Source organism: Pedobacter rhizosphaerae (genome assembly GCF_900111155.1).
Lineage (GTDB): Bacteria > Bacteroidota > Bacteroidia > Sphingobacteriales > Sphingobacteriaceae > Pedobacter > Pedobacter rhizosphaerae.
On sequence record NZ_FOGG01000042.1, the window covers coordinates 1 to 24,292 of the forward strand.

Consider the following 24,292-nt stretch of genomic DNA (forward strand, 5'->3'; position numbering starts at 1 on the left):
ATTATGGTTATGATAAGCTGAACCGTTTAAGCAATTCTGGTAAAACGACTGGAGCGATGACAGAGAATCTAAATTATGATGTGATGGGGAATATCTGGCAGTTGAAGCGTGACGGATCGGCTCTAAATCAATATCATTATTCGGGTAACCGCTTAAGCTCGGTAGATAATGTGGCTAACAATTACCAGTACGATACCAATGGCAATGCCACAACAGACGGCCGCAATGGTATGGTGTTAACCTATAATTATCTTAACCTTCCGGCTACAGCGAACGGTAATGGTACCAGTGTGGCTTATACATACGATGCCACAGGGCAGAAGCTGAATAAGAGCGCTCTTCGCAATGGAATTACTACCAGCCGTGATTATATTGAGGGGATTGAATATAAAAACAATGCGATTGAATTAATCCATACCGAAGAAGGTGTAGCACAAAGTAATGGGGATAACAGTTACACCTACCACTATAATCTTAGCGATCATCTCGGAAATGTGAGATATACGTTTGATATTTATGGTGGGATTGTGAGGCGTTTACAGGCTGATGATTATTCATTAGTATTCTATTGTTTTTTATTGGTATTCATGTGCTCGGCACAGCCTCGGTTACTATGAGTTTGGTAAAAAAGTTTCATTGGTTGCTGGGAATAATCAATATCTTTATAACGGCAAGGAGTTACAGGATGAGCTGGGTGAGCAGTATGACTATTCATCTGGACTTTATATTTTTAATGGTATTCATGAGCTCGGCGCAGCCTCGGTTATGGGGCTAGGTTCTATGATCCAGTTATTGGGAGGTGGAACGTAATAGATATGCTTGCTGAACTAGCACCAAGCCTAACTCCATTCAGATATTGTTTTAATAATCAGTTAATTACACCCATACTTTTGGGTTGTGGGAAAGAACTGCCAATGGTTACACTACAGATAATAAAGAAGATATAGAGCGATTTTTTGATATGATGCAAATAAAAAACCATTCTTTAAAAAATAACCCTAGTATGTCCCAGATGTCAAGTTTCATTGATGGAGAGATGAAGACTGGGGGATTGGGAACATTGAGCGATGGCAGTGAATTAGCAAAAGGGTTTACGATAACTGGTCAAAAAGACTTCTATGGAGGTAATCATTGGGTAACAGATCAAAAATCCTATTATAGCTTTTGGCATAGTGTTCAGGGAGATTTGACACCAGATGCACTTGATACTAGAACATTAAATCAACAATGGGGAGGATGGTTAGGTAAAATGTCCTATCCTGGTGGTGATAATCCGAAAAAATATAATGGAAAGGATGATTATTCTTATAAGCCTGGCAATATTGTAGAATATCCAGGTATGATGCATGATTTGAAATATGATAAAATGGGTATAACTGGATTTAAAGGGTTAGCGACAAGTACAAAGGCAATAAATGCCGATTATACATTTGTTGCACAAGAATTGGCATTGTCGTTAAGTCCAGGGCTAAGTCTAAAACAAAGAGCACGGGCTTATATTTTAGGTACGGGCTTGGGCTTGGTTGCCTTGCCTAAAACCTTAAATGCCTTAATGCCGCTAAAAGCCCTAACCTTATTACCTCGTTAATCTTTTACATATGAAATTTAAGATTTTTATTATAATTGCTATTCTTTTTTATTCCTGCAATATGATTGGTGCAGGCACGCATGGCTTATTAAAAGGATACCGTTATTCAATATCGAAAAAAGAATTGGAAACAGCTGTAATAAAGGTGATTGAAAAAAATCCAAACATTTATCGTGATACCATTGATAAAGATTATTATAATGATGGCATAACTTACCTGACAATAAAAATTAAAAATAAGGATATAGAAAATGAATATACCTTTAGATATTATGGAGACCAAGAAGATTGGAAAAATTCTACGTATTCGGAAATATTTATTTGTTATGCTTATGATAAGTATGGAAAAGGTGGTAGCGAGGGAAAGGGAAATTTTACTAAAGAACAAGAAAAAGGGTTGATTGATGCTTTTGAAATGTTCTTTATAGATCAATTAGATAGAGAGTTAAATCTTAACCATATTCAAGATACAGGCCAATAGCGGACTGTTCTCCCCCCTCTAGCACAATTATGTTCTAGCTCATAGCCTCCCGCTTGTGCTTAAAATAAACTCCAATCTGGTTGTAGCGTTTCCAATGCTATTAAGTTAAGCAAAATGGTGTCTGAGCTTCCCGATATGAAATCGGGACAAGTAGTCGAAGACCTTCGTAACAAGTCGAAAACTAAAATGAATTGCCCTTCGACAGGCTCAGGATGACAATCCATTTTATTTTTCTCCTTAAGTTAATAGCATTGGTAGCGTCTCGCTACGACCATTTTTATTTCTCTATTCCAAAATCTTCTTAGTTGAATAGTACTCCAACAGTCAAAATATTTAATACTGTTACGATAAGCTGAACCGTTTAAACACTTCTGGTAAAATCAATGGATCGATGACAGAGAACCTGAATTATGATGTGATGGGGAATATCTGGCAGTTGATGTGTTGGATCGAAACTAAATTAATTTCCCTGTTTTCAGTAGATCAAATCATCACCCACATTTTATCCACAGCCTTTAATACATATTATCCCAAACCTGGATTTGTCTATCAATTCGTATTGCGGGTTGTTTAAAAAAAAGTCCATAAAAAGTAGAACAAGAAAGATGGAAATGCCTAATTTTACGTCAGATATTGTTGGGAAAAGCAGCGTTCGTCCTGGAAAAATAACTGTTCATCAAAAAAACTTTTATTTATAAGATTAACACTGTAGATTAATTCCTGATTTATCTAAACCAAACGCAAAGAAATGAATACATTATTAACGCTCTTATCATCCATGCTATGCGCTATTATTTTTAGTAGCCGCAATATATTCGACCCTATTTCAAAGTATAGTGTAATAAGCGATTAGTCGCTACTTTAAACTACATCCCTAATTTAGAATAAGCCGTTGGTCATTATTCTTCAACACCATTATGTTTAAAATCTGTCTGATTCTTTGCCAATAAGATCAGTGCAGCTGAGTTTTATGATAGGAAGTATATCTCTTTCTTTTGAGCATCTATTGTATCAATTATAGTTGTTTTTAGGCAGAGTCAGATTATCATGACAGGATAAAGCACTATGAAAACGATAAAACTTTAAATAAAGAATATTATGAAAAAAATATTAACGCTATTAGTTTTAGCGGCGAGCTGCGGGATTGTATCTGCGCAGAATAAATTAGAATCGACAGGGAATGTGGGGATAGGGACGCTGACTCCAACCGCTAAGCTGAGTTTTAATAATTTAAATGACGGTTCCAACGGAGCTGATGGCATTACCTGGTATGATAATAATCCACTGATTTATGGGATTTATCGTACTCCTGGTGCCTGGGTGGCGCCAGGGTATCAGCAGCTTAAAATGAGTTGGGATACAGGGATTGTTTTAGATCCAGGAACACTTTATCAAAATAGCTACGTGGATATTCAGGGAAATGGCCTAAGAGTAACTAGCGGTAATGTGGGTATTGGTACTGCTAATCCTAACTCTACATTAGATGTTACAGGCGTTTTTCATGTAGTAAGCCCAGCACTTAGTCAATATACCGGAGGCCAAGGTACTTACATCGGTTGGAACAAATCCGGAGGAGGAGGTGAGGTTAACTTTGTTAATAGCATTGGGGGTGGAAACATCTCCGGTTTTGCTTTTGATGACACTAGTGACGGGGTAACTTTTAATAGGTTAATGACTATTCATGGAAATGGTAATGTGGGAATAGGTATTGCTGCACCCCAAGAGAAGCTGGCTGTTAACGGGCATATTAGAGCCCGGGAGATTAAAGTAGAAGCGACCAACTGGCCTGATTATGTTTTCAGACCTGAATACCAACTCCCAACTTTATCACAGATAGAACAGCAAATTAATGTTAATGGCCATTTACCCGACATGCCTTCTGCAAAAGAGGTGGAAAAGAATGGTGTGGCTTTGGGTGACATGAATAAACTTTTACTGAAAAAGGTAGAAGAATTAACGCTTCATCTCATTGTGAAGGAAAAAGTAATTAATCAGACTGGCAAACAATTAAAAGCTCAGGGTGATAAAATTGATAGGCTGGAGAAAGCACATGCTGCGCTACTCGATAAAATGGATTTATTAATCAAACTCCAAACCAAATAATGAAAAGAAATATTCTTATTGTAGGTGCTTTATTTATAAGTACTGTAGCTTTCTCTCAAACACCGGTTTTTAATTATAATGGTGCAGCCGATGTTATCTTTAGCTACCCACCAAGGGGATCTGGTGGAAGGGCATTTGTGCATGATGACAGCAACATTTTAACGCTCAATTATGGGGGTGATTTTACCGGTGGTGTGCGCATTGGTCCGAATTTTCATGTAGCTCCAGACGGTTCTTTAAGAGCGGGAAATGCACCGTATTCTGCCAACAGTAAAAACTCCTTTAATTCGTATAATTCCGGGCAAGGCGCAGGCCTGGCTACAGGTTGGATTACTGCAGATTTTGGAAGTGCTGATAATGCTTCCGACCGTCTGGTATTTGGGGTTGGATATGGTGGAAAAGCAGTGATCGGCACACATAACTACAATTTGAATTCCTGGGGTGGAGATCTCTTGATTTCTCCGGACGGAGGAAATGTTGGGATTGGAACTCATTCGGCCAGTTCTAAGTTATATGTTGCAGGACAAACAAGTAGTTTTAATTCTGCATTTGGCCAGATTGATCACATTACCAGTACTAAAAACTACGCTAATTTCAGCTCAAACAATCACGGAACATTACTGATTTCTTCTAACCTGTATTTTAAGGATAATGACGATTTAAAGATTGCTAATACGCACCCAACTATGGCAGGTGCCGGAATTCTTATTCCAGGAAATCAACGTGCTAATCAGGGTGGAATGATTTTCTATACCAGTATGCCAGCTTCGGTGATGGAGGATCAGGCATTTTCTGGTATTGCCGCTATGGCCATTAAACCCAGTGGTGATATAGGAATTGGTACGGTGACACCAAAAGAGAAGCTTTCTGTAAACGGCAAAATCCGTGCGCATGAAATTAAGGTAGAAACCGATAAATGGCCAGATTATGTGTTTATGCCGGAATACAAACTGCCAATTTTGTCTGAAGTAGAAAAACAGATAAAAGCCAATGGCCATTTACCCAATATGCCTTCTGCAAAAGAGGTAGAAACTAATGGATTGGCAGTAGGCGAAATGGTAAAGTTACAACAACAGAAAATAGAAGAACTCACGCTCTATCTTATCGAACAAAACAAGCAAATGACCGAAATGAAGAAGGAGATTGAGAAATTAAAAAAGCAGAAATAAATGAAATTAAGAATAATATGCGCACTGTTTTTAGGGCTGATATTTCTTCGGGTAGAAGCACAAACTGCTATTGCAATCTCGGTAGGTGGCGATGCCGATAAATTTTATCCGGTAACTTTTAGCGATCCGAACTGGAATTATAATAAACATACAACAATGAGCATAGGGCGTTCCAGTATACATGGAGATCAGATGTGGGTTGGAAGTATGATGGCTGACTTTACGTATCACACTTCTAACTGGGGTAATGTGTCTAATTTCTTAGATGTAAATCTTTATACTGTTTCGGGGAAGGAATTAATTGCAGGATGGGTAGACGCTACCAGCTCTAATGCATCGAACAATATTATAGTTTGGTTAAAGGGAGGAGGGCTAACTTATCACATCAGCAGCGCTGCTAATATCACCGCCACTGTTTATGATGGTGTTCAAAATGCCTTGCCATTTCAGGAAATCAATGGTCCTGCCAGAACTTACCTTACCGCAGTACAGGATTATGTAAACGTTTATGGATTAAATTATTCGGGGTCTGCTTTCTTTAATGGAGGGGGAAGCAATTTCATAAATGGCAATTTAGGGATTGGAATCCATAATCCCGCAGAAAAGCTAGCCGTTAATGGCAACATCAGGGCTAAGGAGGTTAAAGTAGAAGCTGCCAACTGGCCTGATTATGTGTTCAGGCCTGACTATGAACTGCCTTCGCTTTCTGTAATCGAAAAACAGATTAAAGCCAATGGGCATCTGTCAGAAATGCCTTCTGCGAAAGAGGTGGAAGCAAATGGCGTGAAGTTAGGTGAGTTGAATAAACTGTTGCTTAAGAAGGTAGAAGAACTTACACTTCATCTTATCGAACAAAACAAGCAAATGACCGAAATGAAGAAGGAGATTGAGAAATTAAAAAAGCAGAAATAAATGAAATTAAGAATAATATGCGCACTGTTTTTAGGGCTGATATTTCTTCGGGTAGAAGCACAAACTGCTATTGCAATCTCGGTAGGTGGCGATGCCGATAAGTTTTATCCGGTAACTTTTAGCGACCCAAACTGGGATCTTAATAAACCTACTACCATCAGTATTGGGCGATCGAATGTACACGAAGATCAGGTTTGGATTGGAAGTGTGATGGCGGATTTTACTTACCATACAAGTAACTGGGGGCATTCATCTGACTTTTTAGATGTCAATCTTTATACGGCTATCGGTGCGAGATTTGTTATTGCTGGATGGGCCAGGTCTTATACGATGCGCAATATTATAGTTTGGTTAAAGGGAGGGGGCTTAACTTATCATATCAACAGTCCTGCCAGCGTTGCCGTTACCGTTTACGATGGTGTTCAAAATGCTTTACCATTTCAGGAAATCAGTGGGCCAGCCAGAACTTACCTCACCGCAGTACAGGATTATGTAAACATATATGGATTAAACCATTCGGGTTCTGCGTACTTTATGGGTGGGGGAAGCAATTTCATAAATGGCAATTTAGGGATTGGAATCCAAAATCCCGCAGAAAAGCTAGCCGTTAATGGCAACATCAGGGCTAAGGAGGTTAGAGTAGAGGCTGCTAACTGGCCTGATTATGTGTTTCAGCCTGAATATGATTTACCCACACTTTCTGAGATCGAAAAACAGATTAAAGCCAATGGTCACCTTCCAGAAATGCCTTCTGCGAAAGAGGTAGAAACCAATGGTGTAGCATTGGGTGAAATGAACAAAATTTTACTTAAAAAAATTGAGGAACTGACTTTGCATTTAATAGAAAAAGATAAAGAAATGAAGCAGCAAACTGCAGCAATGATGGACCTTAAAAAAGATGTAGAAGCATTAAATCATCTCATCAGGAAGTAAAATAAGTTATAATTAAAATGAAAATCAAATTCTCACTCTCTGTACTGCTTTTTTTTCTGGCTACAGCATGCAGCAGGGCACAAATCATCTTTTTAGATGAAAATAAAAATTTAACCCGCGTTGCAGAAACGGTCTTACTTGCTGACCAAACCGCGCAAGATGGTCAATGTATATTCAGGCCTGCAAGTGCTGTCTCCAGTACCATGTGGTATGGGCCATATTTGCCTTTATCAGCCGGGCAATATCTGGTAAGCTTCAGGTTAAAAGTTGCCTCCAATGCTTCTACTGCTGCAGTGCTGAGTGTTGATATTGTATCGGCTTCGGGTGCTGAAACTTATGGAGGTATGTGGATAGCTCCAAATATGTTCAAAAATAGCAATAGCTGGGAGTTGTTCACCATTCCGGTTACGATACCAAATGGCATTACGAATCTGGAAGTACGCGGCATTACCTTCCAAACGGGCATAACAGATGTATCATTAGATTATGTGCAGATTAGTCCCGCAGGAATAAATGGTATTTACACTTCAGACTTTACTTTAACCAATAAAGGCGATTTGGGATTGGGAACAATGTCGCCTAAAGAAAAGCTATCTGTAAACGGTAAAATCCGTGCGCATGAGGTAAAAGTAGAAACGGCAAACTGGCCAGATTATGTGTTTAAGCCTGAATATGATTTACCCACACTTTCAGAAATCGAGAAGCTGATTAAAGCCATGGACCATCTTCCAGAAATACCTTCCGCTAAAGAGGTAGAAATCAATGGCGTAGCGTTGGGCGAAATGAATAAGCTATTGCTGAAAAAAGTAGAAGAGCTGACACTGCATTTAATTGAGAAAGACAAGCAACTTTCTTCGCTAAAATCAGAAGTAGCGGTAGCTAAACACACCGCTGCGGAAAACACCGCCATTCAAAATCAAAAAATAAAAGCACTTGCTGAGGCGATGAATCAATTAATGTTAAAATCTAAATAATATGATCTCAAAAAGAATGCTGCAGCTCTTTGTTGCAGGTTTGTTATTTTCCAGAGCAGCATTGGCACAACAACAGGAAGTCAATTTTGTAGACCAAAATATCAATTTTTCTGCAGCTCCCAGAACTACTATAAACCCCATGTCGATGAAGTTATGGGATAATTATCAGAACGGAGGCCCCGCTAATTTTGGTACGGTACTGGAAATTTATGGCAAATACGCCCATCAAACCAGTCAACTCCATTTTGGTGGCTGGGATAACTCTAAAATTCGCTATCGGGAGGCTTTTTATGCTCAAAATACCTGGTCTGATTGGATGACTTTACTGGATTCTAAAAATAACCTAGAATCTGCGGGACTTTTAATGATTTCCGGGCAGGGAAATCATTATATCAAAGAAGGTAATGTTGGGATTGGTACTATAACTCCTCGTGAAAAACTTTCTGTTAATGGTAAAATCCGTGCGCATGAAATTAAAGTGGAAGCCAGTGGCTGGCCGGATTATGTATTTCAGACTGATTATAAATTACCCACACTCATTGAGCTGGAAAAATACATTAAAAACAATAAACATTTGCCCGGTATGCCTACAGCGAAGCAAGTGGAAAGCGATGGTGCAGCATTAGGAGAAACAGTAAAGCAGTTGCTAAAAAATCAGGAACAGTTAACCCTATATATTATTGAGCAGCAAAAGCAAATAGAGGCTTTGAAGCAAATGCTAAACGAAAAAGATAAAAAATAACGCTATGAAAAGAAATAAATTTATCGCGATTGTTGGGATCGTATTGTGCTTTTTATCAGTAAATTTTTACGAAGCCGAAGCATCATCCTTCCCGGATGTTTATACTACTAGCGTTACTTTCCCGGCAGGATACAATATAGGTGATTACGTAGAGTTTGTGGCGGTGTCTCCAACCAATGCAGGTGCTTCTGGAAACTATGAGATTGCGATAAGCTATACGCGCCCGGATATAGCAGCCGCTGCGATTCATTTGGCAGCCGTTTCACACGCTAATCCCGACGGCTGGAAAGAGTTAGGAAGAAATAAATAATAACCAATACGTTGACGGTTATATGAATTTTACAGTGGATTGTAATCCCCAATACAACAGTGTGAAGTTTAGAATCAGAGCTATCGGAACAAGGGGTGTAACTACTATTCCATTAACGGTTAATATTGCCATTACCTCTAGAAACTTCAACTCAGGATTTGCCGCATTGAACAATTGGGGTAATGATACCTCAGTCACAAAATTTCTGCCAATGACTAACGATTGGGATTTATACGTTGGGGCACTTACTTCGCTTGATGGTGCTTCTTTAGCAATTAAAGCGCTCCAAAATGGAAATGTAGGTATCGGTACTGCTACACCTAAAGAGAAACTATCCGTAAACGGTAAAATCCGTGCGCATGAAGTGAAGGTGGAAACAGCAAACTGGCCCGATTATGTTTTTCAGCCGGGCTATGATTTACTTCCCCTTTTAGAGATAGAAAAGCAGGTTAAAGCCACTGGACACCTGCCTGATATGCCTTCAGCACGGGAGGTAGAAAACAATGGATTGGAATTAGGGGAGATGAATAAACTCCTGCTAAAAAAGATAGAAGAACTGACCTTGCATTTGATTGAGCTTAAAAAAGAAAATAACCTACAACAGCAACAATTAGAGCAGGTAAACAAAAATTATAAAGTCATACTTAAAGTTAATGGAAAGCATTAAGAATTAATTGCAACATATTAAACTTTAGATTTTCGTTGCTTTTAAACATTAAGGAGTTAAGGAACATTAAGTTTCAGGCTGGTTTGTCTTTCAGTTTTTAGCTGCCAAGGAGTAAAGGAAATTAAGGATAAAATGAATACTAAATCTCCTCTGATTTAAAGAGGAACGCTTACACCAAACAAAATAAAATGAAAAGGATTCTATTATTAATCGCGCTCAGCGTATCTACAGCAATGGCTTGGGCACAGGTAACCAATCTGGCACCTGGAGAGTATAAAAATGTAGTTGTACCCAATTATAATTACAATGGGGATTACACCCGCAATCTGATCTTGTTGCACGAAATGTACAATGACCAACTTCTGGGAGTAAATTATACCATTGGTACGTTAACGGCGTTGAGGGGATATGAAGCTGCATGGAATAGGTATAATGTGGCAACGATCAATACAGCTGCTTCCTATGCTTCTACATCAGGCAGTATATCATCGGTTTACAACAGTGAGGGTGCATGGAAATTAAAAACCTGCTTTTTCAATAGTAAAAAATATCTGGCTGTTGAAGTACCCTATCATCCATCGGTTCATAATCATGGCTATAAATTTACAGGCTGGACTACTTCGACAGGAGAAAATCTTCTGGCGGTTTCCTATGAAGTAAACGGGCAACCCACTAACCAGAATGTGCTAACCAACATCCAGGATTTTGTTCCAACGAATAATGAAACTCTCGCTGTGAACGAGTTTCATATCCTTGGCAATGTAGGAATAGGTACAACTACTCCTAAAGAAAAACTATCAGTGAACGGTAAAGTAAGAGCACATGAGGTTAAAGTGGAGATTGGCAACTGGCCGGATTATGTATTTAAACCTGAATATAAGCTCCAATCGCTTGCGGCGATAGAAAAGGAAATTAAAGCCAAGGGGCATCTTCCGGGAATGCCTTCGGCTGATGAAATTGAAAGTAACGGTTTGGCCTTGGGGGAAGTGGTAAAACTACAACAGGAAAAGATAGAAGAACTGACACTTCATTTAATTGAAAAGGAGAAGGAGATTGAACGCTTGAAGCAAATGGAGCAGCGTATAAATAAATTGGAATCCGCCTTAACAGGTGAGTATCCGTCAACGATTGAAAAAGCTCCAACAAAAAAGCAGAAAAAATAAATGCTCAAAGCAGGTGCACTATATTTTGCTATTGTAATGGCTTTTTTCATTGCGGTTATTTCTGCGGCCATAATTTTGCTCGCAGCACATTATCGCAATAGCTATTTAAAAGAGTTGCGGTTTAATCGTTTACAGCAGAACCGCGATTCGGCCATTCTGTATGCACTGAATACGCCCGCTCCTGTAGCTGGCGATACCTTGAAAATCGATTTGTATGCAGATGAAATGGATAGTGTAGAAATTAACCGGGAAAGCTGGGGAATTTTAAATTTAACGCAAGTGAAGGCTTTTATTGAGCAAGATACGTTAAAAAGTATTTTTTTCACCGGTACAGATACCCATAAAGATTCGCTGAGTTTATACCTTAGCGATGAAGACAGGCCGCTATCGGTAAGTGGAAAAACCAAAATTGTTGGTGATGTACAGGTGCCCAAAGCGGGCGTAAGACAATCGTACGCAGAAGGTAAGCCTTATGAGGGGGATCAACTGATTTATGGTAAAATAAGCGATAGTAAGCGTACGTTGGATGCTTTAGATGAAGCGCTGATTAAAAAGTTAACCACTCATTTAGAATTGCCTTTAGACGCTCTGCCGGTTTACCCGCGGCAAAATCTTCTGGTTTCTTTCGGGCAAGCCAGCCGGGCGTATAAACTGCCTGTAAATACACAACTTACACAACATTTGGTAGGTAAGATTATACTCTATGCCGATACCACCGTTACCATTACAGCACAGTCGCAGTTAAACGGCGTGATTATTTATGCGCCAGCTATTATGGTAGAGGAGGGGTTTGAAGGCAATTGTCAGTTGTTTGCTACCGATTCTATTATCGTTGCACCGAAAGTAAAGCTCCAGTATCCGTCTGTTTTGGGGCTAATTGCTTCGGAGAAAACAGTAGATCAGGCCAAAATCAGTATCGGGAAGGGAAGCCTGGTAAAAGGCATGGTTTTCAGTTCTGAAAAGAAACGCTCCGCAATGCAAACCCTCATAGCCCTTGGCGAAAAGACAAGGGTGGTAGGAGAGGTTTACAGTACAGGTTTGGTAAAGTTGGGTAAAGAGACACAGATTATTGGCAAAGTTTCCTGCAACCGTTTCATGATGCAAACGCCGGCCACCCTATACGAAAATTTTTTAATTGACGTACGGATAGACCGGAAGGCGAGAAGTAAATATTACCTCAGTTCGAAGCTGTTTAAGACTGAGCAGGCACAAAACCGGATTTTACAATGGCTAAATTAATGAAGAAGAAAATACCCGCTTCAACAGTGATTGAGGTGCTGATTGCGATGGTGATTATCCTGGTAGTTTTTGCCATTGCCATGGGGCTTTTTAGCAATGTGCTGAGCAGTGGGGTATCGTACAGAAAGGTACAGGCTCAAAACCAGCTTCAGGTACTCAGCCAGGAAGTGATTAACAAAGGTTATGTAGAAAATACAGCGGTGGTGGTAGATAGTATCGATTATCAGTTGAGTACCGAAACAACTGAAAACCCCAGTCTATCCAGCCTTAAAATTAAAGCCAGCCAACACGGGAAATTGCTGGGAGAGGTAAAATGTCTATTTAAAACTAAGGAGGGCACAAATGAAAATTAAGGCTTATACTTTGCTAGAGGTGACCATTGCCATGTTGCTGTCGGCCATATGCATTAGCGTATGTTTTACCGCTTACGGATTGATGAATGATTATTACAGCGTATTCAGGAAAAAGAACAAAGCTACCGATACTGCACTTACATTAAAACATGTGCTGGATAAAGATTTTTTGAAAGCCCGGTATGTGCTAAAAACACCCAATGGTTTAAGCCTGCAGCAGGATAGTTTGGAAATCAGCTATCAGTTTGATCCGCATGTAGTGCTGCGTAAGTTTAGCGATTTGCCTGCTGATAGTTTCCCTTTAGATACCCAGGATTTGTTATGTGCCTTTGAACAGCAGGACGTTGTTGAAGCCGATACGATCGATCTGCTTCAGTTTAAGGTTGCCATAGGCGATGGGGTAAAAGTTCCTTACCAGATCAATAAAGTTTACAGTGCTCAAGATCTTTTAAAATAATTATGTCTACAATCGATATTTCTTCCTATAAGCCGAAAAAGAAAAGCCCTGAAAAGGGGAGTGGTAAAACGGCTCTCGATTTTTTAAACCAGGATATTTCTTTTGGCGACGGGCAGCTGCCGGATAAAAAGAAGGAGAGCTTTTACAATGAGCTGGGTACCTTGATCCGTTCAGGCATTGATATTAAGAGTGCCCTTGAGCTTACGGCCAGTTCTTTTACTCAAACCAAGGATGTGGCGCTTTTTGCTTCCATCCAAAAGGAGGTTATTGCCGGGAAGTCTTTATCTGAAACGCTGGCTACCCAGGATAAATTTAGCCGTTATGAATATTACAGCATCCAGATTGGGGAAGAAACCGGGAAGCTGGGAGAAGTATTGGGCGAACTGGGTAAGTACTACAAAGCCAAAATCAGCCAACGGCGCAAAATTATCTCGGCCATTACTTACCCCATTTTAGTGCTTTCTACTTCTTTTGCGGCCATTTTCTTCATGATTAAATTTGTGGTACCCATGTTTGCCGATGTGTTTAAGCGCTTTGGCGGTAAACTGCCTTACATCACTTCATTAATCATCAGTTTCTCTGATTGGTTCGACCGCTACATTTACCTGTTGCTGGTTTTATTAATTGGGCTTATTACTTTTTACCTGCTCAGCAAAAAAACGCCCTGGTTTAAACGGGCCAGTGCCTTGGCACTGCTGAAGATCCCGTTGGTAGGTGATATTGCCAAAAAAATATACCTGGCCCGTTTTGCCAATACTATGCGCTTGCTTACCGAAACCAATACCCCTTTATTACAGGCTTTGGGCATGGTAAAGCAGATGATTACTTTTTATCCCATTGAGCAATCTTTGGCCCTGGCCGAGAAGGATATTTTATTGGGTAGCAGCCTTTCGGCCTCGCTGGCTAAGCATCCATTTTACCCGGCTAAATTTATCCAGATGATTAAAATTGCCGAAGAGGTTAATAAACTGGCCTATTTCTTCGAACAACTGGCCGATCAGTATACAGAAGAAGTAGAGTATAAAACTACGGCCATTAGCGGCATGCTGGAGCCACTAATCATTATCTTTTTGGGCTTAACCGTAGGCCTGATTTTGATTGCGATGTATTTACCGATGTTTCAGATGAGTAATACTTTTTAAGAAATAATAAGGAAACTGAGTATGAAAGTGGATTTATCACTATTAAAACGGATACAGGAAGGTATTTCACAAGAACGAACGGGTTCGCCCGATTTATTTGCTGAAAAGTTGGAAATATCGCGGAGACATTTGTATGTGAATATTGATTACCTGAAATCAGAATTCGATGCACCTATTGTGTATTCACGCGCTAGAGAGACATTCTACTTTACAGAGGAGTGGGAGTTTTATGTAGGAGATTTAAGTCGTATTAAGATAAGGCTTTCTAAAGTGATCTTGGAATCAATTAATAAGAATCTCAGTGCAATGTGAATTTATTGGAATTTTGTGCGGCTCTACTCTAGGTTTATGCACTAAGGTAATTTCCCTTTTTAGTTAAATCACCTTAGTGGTTGTTGTTAAAATGTTTTAGTAACCATGATAGGAAATTTCATTTTTTTTTGACTTTTTTATTCCGTGCAGATACTGTGCATGGAATTTTTTTAGATTACGAGAGAATTAACGTTCACTATATGCTAAAATATTTTCAACAATATTACCCAAATAAACGCCATTATTCTTTTATAACCAGTGTTTTGGTTCGTATATCATTAATCGCTTTTTTATACTGCGGCCCATTAATCGCTTTTGGCCAACAGGAACTTCCAGATCAAATTCCTCCATCGCCAATGACAATGCAATTTCAAAAATACGGTGATTATCCTGTAAGTCAGTATACTGGTATACCGGATATTAGAGTACCCATTTATACCATCCAGGAAGGAGATATTAACATCCCTATTTATTTAAGCTTCCATGCGTCTGGACTTGTTTTGGATGAGGGTCTTGGATTTGTGGGCACAGGTTGGACTCTTCAGACAGGAGGACTAATGTCTAGAACCATTAACGGTATACCTGATGATCTAGTGGGGATATATCCACTTCTTATCCCAGATTTTACTTGGGATTATGAGAGCAGACATGCGGAATTGAAAGATACATATGAAAACAGGTTGAATGATCATGAGCTAGATTTATATAGCTATAATGCATTGGGGCGTTCTGGGAAGTTTCTACCATCGGCAGGTTACTTGGATAGCACTATTGCATCTCAAGGTAACTCGTTTATGCTTCGAGAGGATAATATCAGATTGAGCACTATGGGTTTTACAGACGAAAATGGTATTTCCTGTTTGTTTGGTGGAAGTGGAAGAGAAGAATACCAAGATTGCATCATTCCCAGATGGCCGGGACCAACCTCTATGGTCTCAACCTGGCACCTCGCTTCTGTAACATCTTCAAGATATCCGGGTATGGGAGTGTCCTACCAGTATCAACGTGGCCCAGATCAATCAAACAGGGCTGGATGGGAATATAGGTTAGATGATCAATATATGCAAATGTATGATGGAGACTTCGCTGTTGATATCTCAAATTATTATCCTTATTCACTTCCTTCAAGTAACCATAGAATCCAGACATCTTCCTTCAGGCAGTATGAAACCCGAGTGCCTCAGAAAATTACTTTCTCATCTGGTTACTTACTTTTTTATGTTGATGGTGCCAGACAATTAACTAAGATAGAAATATATAATAAATACAACCAATTACAACGTACAGTAGAACTTGATGCGGTAAATTTCCCGAATAACTACAGAAGGAAATTAAGAGCTGTTATCTTCAAGGATGCTTTAGGATTGGAACAAGAGCGCTACAAATTTAATTATTTTGCAGAGAATTCAGGTATAGGGGGGGGGAAGGATCATTGGGGATTTTACAATGCTACTCCAGATAATGGTGACTATGTTATCGGTGTTCCGAATTTTGCTTATCAGTTCTATAGTCTAGGAAATTTCCATGGCGGAAACCTCTATTACTTCGGAGGCGGAGCTACACGAGAACCCAACCCATCCGCTGCACAAACCTACATGTTACAGCAGATTACTTTCCCCACTGGTGGTTTCACAAAGTTTGAGTATGAAGGAAATATTGATGCAGCATCACGTCCGGTTGGAGGTCTGAGAATAAAAAAAATATCAAGTTATATAGCAGAGGGGGAGATAGCACACCAAAAGATGTTTTCTTATGAACCTGGCCTTCCTGAGGTCTTAACAAACTCTGAACTCTATATGGAACATGCTGTAACTCTGCTAGGAGATAATTTTTACGAAGGGCGCAGAACTAAGCTCTACGAAGATGCTCCGGTTTCACTTTCTCCTAAAGGAGCACCTATCGGATATCCCCGCGTTACAGAAACAGAGGGAGATGTTATAACCAAGTATTATTTCGATAATGGAAGTGCCTACACCTACGAGAGAATGAATAATCCATATTTTTCTGTACCCGGAGAGTCGACACCATTATTTAAACTTATTGCAAACAATTATCAGCCTTGGAATTTTGGAAATTTGATTGGGAAAGATATTAGTTCACCTGGTTACGAACGAAAAGAATCTTATAATTATCAAGATTCTATTCGCAAGACTGTGCATGATCTTGTGATCAATCAACATATTTTCCCAATGTGGTATCCTGGTACCTCGGGTGCAAGTAATCAAAATACTTATGAAAATAGCTTTATCGCAAATCATTCAGCAAGTCTTTTCACCTTTGCCAACCGCTACCATCATTCGGCTATTAAGCGGCAAACTAGCATGAGCGTAAGTGAAAAATGGGCTAATGGTGCAGAGATAAAGTTTACCGAAGATTATGAGTATGGTAATCCTCAATATCCTTTACAGAAAACCGCAGTTATCAAGAAAGATAGCAGAGGTGATATTGTTAAGACGAATTACAAATATGCTTATGATTTTATCTCTGACCCAATCTATCAACAACTTGCTGATTATAATCGCATTGCTATACCCATTGAGGAAACCAATAAAAACGTGACGCAAAACAAAGAACTCAATAAGGTTAATAGAGATTTCGCACTTTTTAATGGAACTTCGTCAAATCCTGGAGTAGCTCAGCTGAGTGCCATCAGGCAATCTCATGCAGCAGCTCCATCTGTAAAAGAAATAACAGTTGATCGTTATGATAATCTTGGCCATATTCTTCAACAAACAGATAAGAGTGGTTTAATTACCAGCTTTATTTATGGTTATGACCAATTCTTGCCTGTTGCTAAAATAATTGGAGCAGACTATAATACCGCTATTGCACTGGTTAACCAAAGCCTTTTAAACAACAGCACAACATCGGAGACCGATATGCGTAATCACCTTTCCATTCTAAGAAATACACTTAGTGCTGCTCAGGTAAGCACTTACACTTACAAACCGGGAATTGGCATGGGAAGTTCGACTGATCCGCGCGGACAAACGGTTACTTACGAATATGATAATTACCAACGACTAAAGTTCATCAAAGATCATGATGGGAATATTGTCAAAGCTTTTGATTACCACATTAAACCATAACACATGAATAAAACGCTCGTTATAACGATACTTAGCTTCGTTTTTTACTTTGTTCATACCCATTCCGTTTCTGCACAAATCCCTGATTCGTTAAGGTATAGAGCACAGCAAGGACAATACCGTTTACTTCTCCGCACGGATATCCTCACGGCTCGTAAAGTTGCAGAAATTGAGGGGAGATACAGAGATAGTATCTCGCTTGTTTTAGAAAGATTGGATCTTGATGCTCCGGCAAAACACAGCTTAATGATAGGTTTAGATAGTATGCGGGTAGAAAAGCTAAAGCGCATATTAACCACAGCCCAACTTGGCCGGCTACTAAAAAACTAATTACATTTTTAACTAATCAGTTGAAATTAGAAGAATGATTGATGAGTTAAAGAACAATTACCTTTCATGAAAAGATATCTGAACAATTTATGCATCCCATTTATACTATTCAGTTTAATAGGCTTCCCGGCATCTGCCCAGCTAGTGCTAACTACTTATACCGGGCAAACCGAAATCACCGCTCCAACGAGTGTCACACTTCGCGACCCTATACATATTGTGCCAACACCTGGCACTTCAGTGCGTATTTATACCACTGGAGTGAATACTATTCCCTGTGCAGCTGTAATTAGTGGAGCCAGTAGTAACCAGAATTACATCAGTACAAAAGTATTCAAACGTGCAGGCTTTTTTTCTGCTGAAGAGGTGAACAAGACGGGGTTAAATGTATGCGAGGTAAACCAAACCATTCAATATTTTGATGGTCTTGGTCGGCCAGTACAGACTGTTCAAGTGCAAGGAAGTCCTGAATTTAATGATATCATCCTCCCCATAACTTATGATGCCTTTGGCCGGGAAGCAGTGAAGTATGATATTTATACTCAAAGTAGTAATGGAGGGGGATTTAGACCAAATGCTTTGACAGAACAAGATAATTTTTACGCTAGTCCACCGCAAGGAGTGAAGCAAAATGATTGGCCGCTTGCTATTAGTGAATTTGAAAATAGCCCTCTAAATAGAGTCAGACAACAAGGTTTTTCTGGAACAGATTGGCAAATAGGTAGTGGCCATACGGTCAGAACAATATATAGCACAAATGTGGTTTCAGAGGTTAAACTGTGGAGAACTAATACCGGTGGTGCTTCATCGGTTGAACATTACTCAGCTGGGAGGCTTTATAAAACTACAGTTCGCGATGAAAACTGGGTAGCAAGTGCACCTAAAACAGGAACAACAGAAGAGTTTAAAGATTTGGCTGGGCGTACTGTACTAAAGAAAATTTGGGAGAGTGAAACCAACAGTCTCAGTACCTATTATGTTTATGATGATTTAGGTAATTTGGCCTATGTGTTACCACCCGCGGTAAATGAGGGAACAGACCGACTGCCGAGCTTTATCAACAGTTTCACGGAAGCTGATGATGTTTTTAAAAATTTTATTTATGGATATCACTTTGACAATCGAAATAGGCCCGTTGAGAAAAAGGTACCAGGAAAAGATTGGGAATTTTTAGTCTATAATCATGCGGATCAAATAGTTCTGACTCAGGATAAAATCATGAGGAATTCTGGACAGTGGCAGTTTAGTAAATACGATGCCTTTGGCCGTGTAATTATTACTGGGCTTTACACTGATTCGAGAGCCCGTTTTACAATACAAAATGAAGTCAACGACCTTCCTAATGACCCATTATATAAAGCATGGGAGGTTCGCAATAATAATAACAGTACAGGTACTGGTACAGGTTATAGCAATACTGCTTTTCCTACCACAGCGACATATTATCATGGATTTAACTATTATGACGACTATTTCTTTTATAACAATACTTTTGGGCTTCCATCGCTGCCGCAGGTAGGAAGTGAGCGGACCAAAACGTTATTAACAGGGACCAGGACTACTGTACTGGGTACCGGCACAATGCTCCTCACAACAAACTACTATGATGCGGATGGTAGGATCATCCATTCGAAAAGCGAGAACCACCTGAACGGCACGAATGCGGGAACCGATGTTGTGAATAACGAGTGGAATTTTGATGGCAGCTTAAAAACCAGTAGTCGGGTACATGTGGCCAATGGTGTTTCTACTACCATTGCCAACGAATATGTTTATGACCATGTAGGGAGGAAAAAGGCGACGAAATCTAAAATCAATAGTGGTGATTGGGTAACGCTGAGTAATTTAAGCTACAATGAGATTGGTCAGTTAATTAGTAAAGGCCAGCACAGTACCGATGGCGTTAATTTCTTGCAAAGCATAGGCTATACTTATAATGAGCGGGGCTGGTTAACAGGACAAAACAGTGGATTGTTTAACTTCAGCTTGGGTTACAATAGTGGGAGTACTCCCCAATATAACGGGAACATTTCTACACAAAGCTATACCAATGGTGGTGCAGCTAATGCCTTCAGCTACAGTTACGATAAGTTGAACAGGCTAATAGTGTCAAGTGCCGGCAACGGATTAGGAGAGAACATCACCTATGATGTTATGGGTAACATTAAGAGTCTTTACAGGGACAATTGGGGTACTAATGATTATCACATCGATCAGTACCAGGGTAACCAGCTGAAGTCAATCAGCGGGTTTACCAACGGTAGTTATGTGTATAATGAAAACGGCAATTTAATCAGTGACGGGCCGAATGGCAATTCCATTAGTTACAACTACCTGAACCTTCCCCAACAGGTGAGTGGGAACCAGAATGTAACTTACACCTATGATGCAACGGGGAATAAACTGAAGAAAGTAAGTAGCAGTACAGGCACAACAGATTATGTAGGTGGGATTGTTTACCATGGTAGCGGAATCATCGATTTCATACAGACAGAAGAGGGGATAGCGCGTAATAGCGGTGGAGCTTATAGTTATGAATATAACCAAATGGATCATTTGGGGAATGTACGCCTAAGTTTTAAGAAGAATCCGGTATCTCAAGCTTTAGAGCCTTTGCAGCGTGATGATTACTATGCATTTGGGCTGAGAAAAGTTGCAATTGGGGGGACAAATAAATATCTTTACAATGGCAAGGAGTTGCAGGAGGAATTGGGTCAGTATGACTATGGCGCAAGGTTCTATGATCCGGTGATAGCTCGTTTTACAAGTGTGGATCCCCATGCAGCCAGCTATCCAAGTCTTTCGGGCTATAGTGCCTTTGCAAACAATCCTATTAATGTCATCGACCCGGATGGCCGGGATATCATAGGGGTTACAAAGAAAGACGCACAGAATTTCAGGGACGATGTCTATAAGGTTTTAGCGGATGATAGGTTTGCAGGGGTGCGGTCATTGATAAGCGTTAAGGGAAGCAAGTTCAATAAGGTAGATGGGGACGCCCTTGCTAAAGCAATGGGTGGCATTACTATGAGTGCTGATGAAAAGGCTTACGTTGATATGGTTACCAATACCATCAATTCAAAGACTATTCATAAGGTTGAATATATAAATATTTCGGATGATGTGTCTTTAGAAGGGGGGAATGCGGTTAGTGACCATTTTAAGAATAATAAATTCCCTTCTCCGTTAACACCTGACGGAACACTTAAAGCAGCAACGTTATCAATCTTTGGAGGAGAAGGCTTTAATGTCCCTACTGAAAAAGGTTCCCATTCTATGATTATATCTGGAGTTGCTGGGGGCAATACAGAAAGGGCTGTTACGTCTGGCCACGAAGTATTTGGACACGGTATCCCTTCGGCAAGGAGAGAAGGTAATGAAAACAACAATAATAATGCAATAAGAACTGACAACTTAATCCGAAGAATTTTAGGCCTGCCACAACGAGATGGTAAAGACCACGCAGGAGGTCCGCAGGGGCAGATAACTGACCCTCGAAAATTACCATATACCCAATAGCACTACGAGATGAAAGCAATATATTCAATAGTTTTAGTCCTATGCTTTTCAATTGTATGTAAAGCACAGCAAGATTGGAGGACAGTATCGGACAGTATGGGAATGGTTAGCAGGGCTAAGGCGGATAAAGTTCTGCAGCGTTTTGATACAATCCAGGCTCCAAAGCTATTATACTCTTTAGATGATAGATATTTTTACCTGATTATTAAAGGTACGCCCTGTTATAAAGAGTATTATGCTGTTTTGGATAGCTTAGGGGAGATAGCCTATTTGCGACTTGTAAAAGCTGAACAGAAAACCAGAAAGCAACAAAAGCAATACAGGAAGTTATTGTCAGAAGCAGAACCTATTTTTGACTTAAATAGGTATCGAACTAATTCTATGACGGAAATGCCTGATGCCCAATATACGAGTGGAAAATATTCTTATTTTGTAGTAAAAGATATAGATGGTAAAAGATATGGAGAGTATCGATTGCCGGCTGTCACGTCGCCAGCTCCGATTAACGGAAGCCTTTGGGTTTATTTAATCAGACGAATATCAGAAGAAGCTGCCAAGCAATATAAAGCCACCGATTAGATGGCTTTTGTTGTCTTACATAGTACCAATCTTGGCGGATTTGATAAAGTAGTCTACAGTTGTGAGGAGGCACTTCCTTTCTTTTTCTGGCAGTACGGAAATATCCTGGAAGCGCCTGAGCATTGCCGGGTCTTTAAATAAATTGGCCTGGTCATTCCCCCTCTAGCGCATAGTTAACAGTGGAAAAAGTGGTTTTGATTTCGGCGAGATGAGCAGAAACGCAGCTTATATCAGGGATGAATTTAATTCATTAATTGGCAGGTGTAAGGACGGTGCTTCACATAATCGTTTAAACAAACATTTAATTGAAGTATTTAAATCGATATCCTCAGCGCAAATGGGTATTAAAAGATTAATAGGTGGGGATATTTCTTTGATTAGCGGATTTGAATTTAATGGTGCTACTGCTGTTAAAGACTTGCTTTACATGTTGCCAACGATTAGCTTAACTGCTGGCGGTTTACAGCTCAGTTTGCCACGAAGAGAAATCGCAGTATGGTTTATGCGGCCCCCTCTGGCGCAAGTATGTTCTAGCGCATAGCGTCCCGCTTGTGCTTAAAATAAACTCCAATCTGATCGTAGCATCTCGCTACGACCATTTTTATTTCTTTATTTCAAAATTTTCTTAGTTGAAGACTTATTCCAACAGTCAAAATATTTAATACTGTTATGATAAGCTGAACCGTTTGAGCACTTCTGGTAAAACGACTGGAGCGGTGACAGACAACCTGAATTACGATTTGATGGGGAATATTAAAACTCTCTACAGGGATAATTGGGGGATTAATAATTATCCCCCTTCTAGCGCAAGCGTGCCGCTTGTGATTTAGTTAAATAATCGTTCAGCATATCATAAATGGTATGCTGAACTTTTTGTAAGCTAATTAGATTATTGTTGTATTTTGGTTTGCTATTTAGGCACAAGCGAGACGCTTGCGCCAGAGAGGGGCTTAGGAAAGGGCAGTTATGTTTGAACGGCAGTCAGCAAGGTGCCCCCCTCTACCGGCCGTCATTCCCTCGCAGGAGGGAATCTTAAAGCAGGGTAAAAAATGTCCCTTATATTGATTTGTATGAAATAAATTATTCCTCAGGTTTGACAATACATTTTAGGTTCTCCTTTTGCGATCAATATAATTACTGATACAATGGATAATGTATCTTATGGATTCAGTTAATATTATTGATCCATCAGTTATGGTGATTATCTCTACGGATTAAACCTGCACTTGATGTGGATATGACGTGGATTTGAGGTGGACTTGACCTGAAGATTACCAGAGGCTTAAATCTCATGGCTATTGGGGAATGTTATGGAAAAAACATATATTTAATCCATCATCCCAGACTTGCACTAATATACAAAAATTATGGCTACATCAAATGGGATTATTTCACTTTCAGGCAAGTTGGGCGACTTAATTTTTTATCAGACTGATAAAGGAGTGTTGGTTCGGCAGAAGCAAGCAAAACACAAGCTTTCTGATAACAGTAAAAAAAGCAGTACAGATTTCGGCGAGGCGAGCAAGAATGCTACTTATATTAGGAATGCATTAAAGCCTTTAATTACCTGGTATAAAGATGGTGCTGCACATAATCGTTTAAACAAGCGTTTAGTTGAAGTATTTAAAACGATATCCTCAGTGCAAATGGGTATTAAAAGATTAATAGGTGGGGATATTTCTTTGATTAGCGGATTTGAATTTAATGGTGCTACAACAGTTACAAACTTGCTATATAAGCTGCCAGCGATTAACTTAACAGCTGCTGGATTAAGGCTCAGTTTATCCCGAACAGAAATTGCTACATGGTGTAAGTATCCTCCAAAAGCTACCGGGCTGGTACTGCAATCTATGGTATTTCGTTTCCAATTGCGGGGTAGTAAATATGATGTATGGCAGATCCAGGATTTGTCGGTTTGTTTGGATAAATTAATCTATCCAGGTGCTGCATTAGATGTACCCATGGAGCATAGGGGTGAGTGGGCGTTATTTTTATGCTTAGGCGTATATTATAAAGAAGGTGAGCATAAAATCGCAGATCGGAGGTATTTTGCCTGTGGGATTACCCATGCCTGGCATGTAAAGGATGGCAAAAAGCTTTCGTTTACGCCTCGGGTTAAGGAAACTGTGGTTTGTAACCCAGCAACATCGGGTTTGACTTGGGAAGTTAATGCCGAATAGTTTGTATGTGTATTGAATTTGTTTTACTGGATAACCTTTCTGATTTATTC

Annotated in this window: 22 protein-coding genes and 1 pseudogene; all 23 read left to right on the forward strand. The window is 39.7% G+C overall.

The window, feature by feature from the left end:
* Positions 1-617, forward strand: a pseudogene (locus BMX11_RS21315) (hypothetical protein); the annotation flags it as partial.
* Positions 618-636: 19 nt separating this feature from the next.
* Complete coding sequence (locus tag BMX11_RS24440) at positions 637-810, forward strand: hypothetical protein (protein ID WP_175474638.1); 174 nt, start codon at positions 637-639, stop codon at positions 808-810.
* 85 nt (positions 811-895) lie between these two features.
* Complete coding sequence (locus tag BMX11_RS21320; protein ID WP_090888632.1) at positions 896-1,588, forward strand: hypothetical protein; 693 nt, start codon at positions 896-898, stop codon at positions 1,586-1,588.
* A gap of 10 nt (positions 1,589-1,598) precedes the next feature.
* Complete coding sequence (locus BMX11_RS21325; protein ID WP_090888635.1) at positions 1,599-2,069, forward strand: hypothetical protein; 471 nt, start codon at positions 1,599-1,601, stop codon at positions 2,067-2,069.
* Positions 2,070-3,167: 1,098 nt separating this feature from the next.
* A complete protein-coding gene (locus BMX11_RS21335; RefSeq protein ID WP_090888640.1) occupies positions 3,168-4,172 on the forward strand; it encodes a hypothetical protein in 1,005 nt (334 codons plus the stop codon).
* Positions 4,172-5,341 carry a hypothetical protein gene (locus tag BMX11_RS21340; protein WP_090888643.1) on the forward strand — a complete coding sequence of 390 codons (1,170 nt, stop codon included), beginning with the start codon at positions 4,172-4,174 and terminating at the stop codon, positions 5,339-5,341. The genes BMX11_RS21335 and BMX11_RS21340 overlap by 1 nt, the downstream gene beginning before the upstream one ends.
* The gene (locus BMX11_RS21345; protein ID WP_090888646.1) at positions 5,342-6,253 is read left to right on the forward strand and encodes a hypothetical protein; all 912 of its coding nucleotides are present in this window, start codon (positions 5,342-5,344) and stop codon (positions 6,251-6,253) included. It begins immediately after the preceding gene.
* On the forward strand, positions 6,254-7,186 hold the full coding sequence (locus BMX11_RS21350; protein ID WP_090888649.1) for a hypothetical protein: 933 nt from the start codon (positions 6,254-6,256) through the stop codon (positions 7,184-7,186).
* Between the two features lie 17 nt (positions 7,187-7,203).
* Positions 7,204-8,160: a hypothetical protein gene (locus BMX11_RS21355; protein WP_090888652.1), complete on the forward strand. Its 957-nt coding sequence runs from the start codon at positions 7,204-7,206 to the stop codon at positions 8,158-8,160.
* 1 nt (position 8,161) lies between these two features.
* A complete protein-coding gene (locus tag BMX11_RS21360; protein ID WP_090888655.1) occupies positions 8,162-8,902 on the forward strand; it encodes a hypothetical protein in 741 nt (246 codons plus the stop codon).
* A 4-nt stretch (positions 8,903-8,906) separates the two neighbouring features.
* Positions 8,907-9,212, forward strand: a complete 306-nt coding sequence (locus BMX11_RS24580; RefSeq protein ID WP_217643895.1) for a hypothetical protein — start codon at positions 8,907-8,909, stop codon at positions 9,210-9,212.
* Between the two features lie 22 nt (positions 9,213-9,234).
* The gene (locus BMX11_RS21365) at positions 9,235-9,879 is read left to right on the forward strand and encodes a hypothetical protein (protein ID WP_217643896.1); all 645 of its coding nucleotides are present in this window, start codon (positions 9,235-9,237) and stop codon (positions 9,877-9,879) included.
* A gap of 188 nt (positions 9,880-10,067) precedes the next feature.
* Positions 10,068-11,042 carry a hypothetical protein gene (locus BMX11_RS21370; RefSeq protein WP_090888658.1) on the forward strand — a complete coding sequence of 325 codons (975 nt, stop codon included), beginning with the start codon at positions 10,068-10,070 and terminating at the stop codon, positions 11,040-11,042.
* Entirely contained in the window at positions 11,043-12,281 is a 1,239-nt protein-coding gene (locus BMX11_RS21375; protein ID WP_090888661.1) for a hypothetical protein, read from the forward strand.
* Positions 12,281-12,634: a PulJ/GspJ family protein gene (locus BMX11_RS21380; RefSeq protein ID WP_139180248.1), complete on the forward strand. Its 354-nt coding sequence runs from the start codon at positions 12,281-12,283 to the stop codon at positions 12,632-12,634. Before BMX11_RS21375 ends, BMX11_RS21380 begins: the two co-directional genes overlap by 1 nt.
* On the forward strand, positions 12,624-13,091 hold the full coding sequence (locus BMX11_RS21385) for a hypothetical protein (protein ID WP_090888666.1): 468 nt from the start codon (positions 12,624-12,626) through the stop codon (positions 13,089-13,091). Before BMX11_RS21380 ends, BMX11_RS21385 begins: the two co-directional genes overlap by 11 nt.
* A 2-nt stretch (positions 13,092-13,093) precedes the next feature.
* Positions 13,094-14,233 carry a type II secretion system F family protein gene (locus BMX11_RS21390; protein WP_090888669.1) on the forward strand — a complete coding sequence of 380 codons (1,140 nt, stop codon included), beginning with the start codon at positions 13,094-13,096 and terminating at the stop codon, positions 14,231-14,233.
* 512 nt (positions 14,234-14,745) lie between these two features.
* The gene (locus tag BMX11_RS21400; protein ID WP_139180249.1) at positions 14,746-17,634 is read left to right on the forward strand and encodes a hypothetical protein; all 2,889 of its coding nucleotides are present in this window, start codon (positions 14,746-14,748) and stop codon (positions 17,632-17,634) included.
* A 3-nt stretch (positions 17,635-17,637) separates the two neighbouring features.
* Positions 17,638-17,964, forward strand: coding sequence for a hypothetical protein (locus BMX11_RS21405; RefSeq protein ID WP_090888679.1), 327 nt, complete (start codon positions 17,638-17,640; stop codon positions 17,962-17,964).
* 66 nt (positions 17,965-18,030) lie between these two features.
* A complete protein-coding gene (locus BMX11_RS21410; protein ID WP_090888682.1) occupies positions 18,031-21,483 on the forward strand; it encodes a DUF6443 domain-containing protein in 3,453 nt (1,150 codons plus the stop codon).
* Between the two features lie 9 nt (positions 21,484-21,492).
* On the forward strand, positions 21,493-22,062 hold the full coding sequence (locus tag BMX11_RS21415; protein ID WP_217643897.1) for a hypothetical protein: 570 nt from the start codon (positions 21,493-21,495) through the stop codon (positions 22,060-22,062).
* Between the two features lie 208 nt (positions 22,063-22,270).
* Positions 22,271-22,603, forward strand: a complete 333-nt coding sequence (locus BMX11_RS21425; RefSeq protein WP_090888685.1) for a hypothetical protein — start codon at positions 22,271-22,273, stop codon at positions 22,601-22,603.
* An 826-nt stretch (positions 22,604-23,429) separates the two neighbouring features.
* Complete coding sequence (locus BMX11_RS21430; protein ID WP_090888687.1) at positions 23,430-24,242, forward strand: hypothetical protein; 813 nt, start codon at positions 23,430-23,432, stop codon at positions 24,240-24,242.
* Positions 24,243-24,292 lie beyond the last annotated feature (50 nt).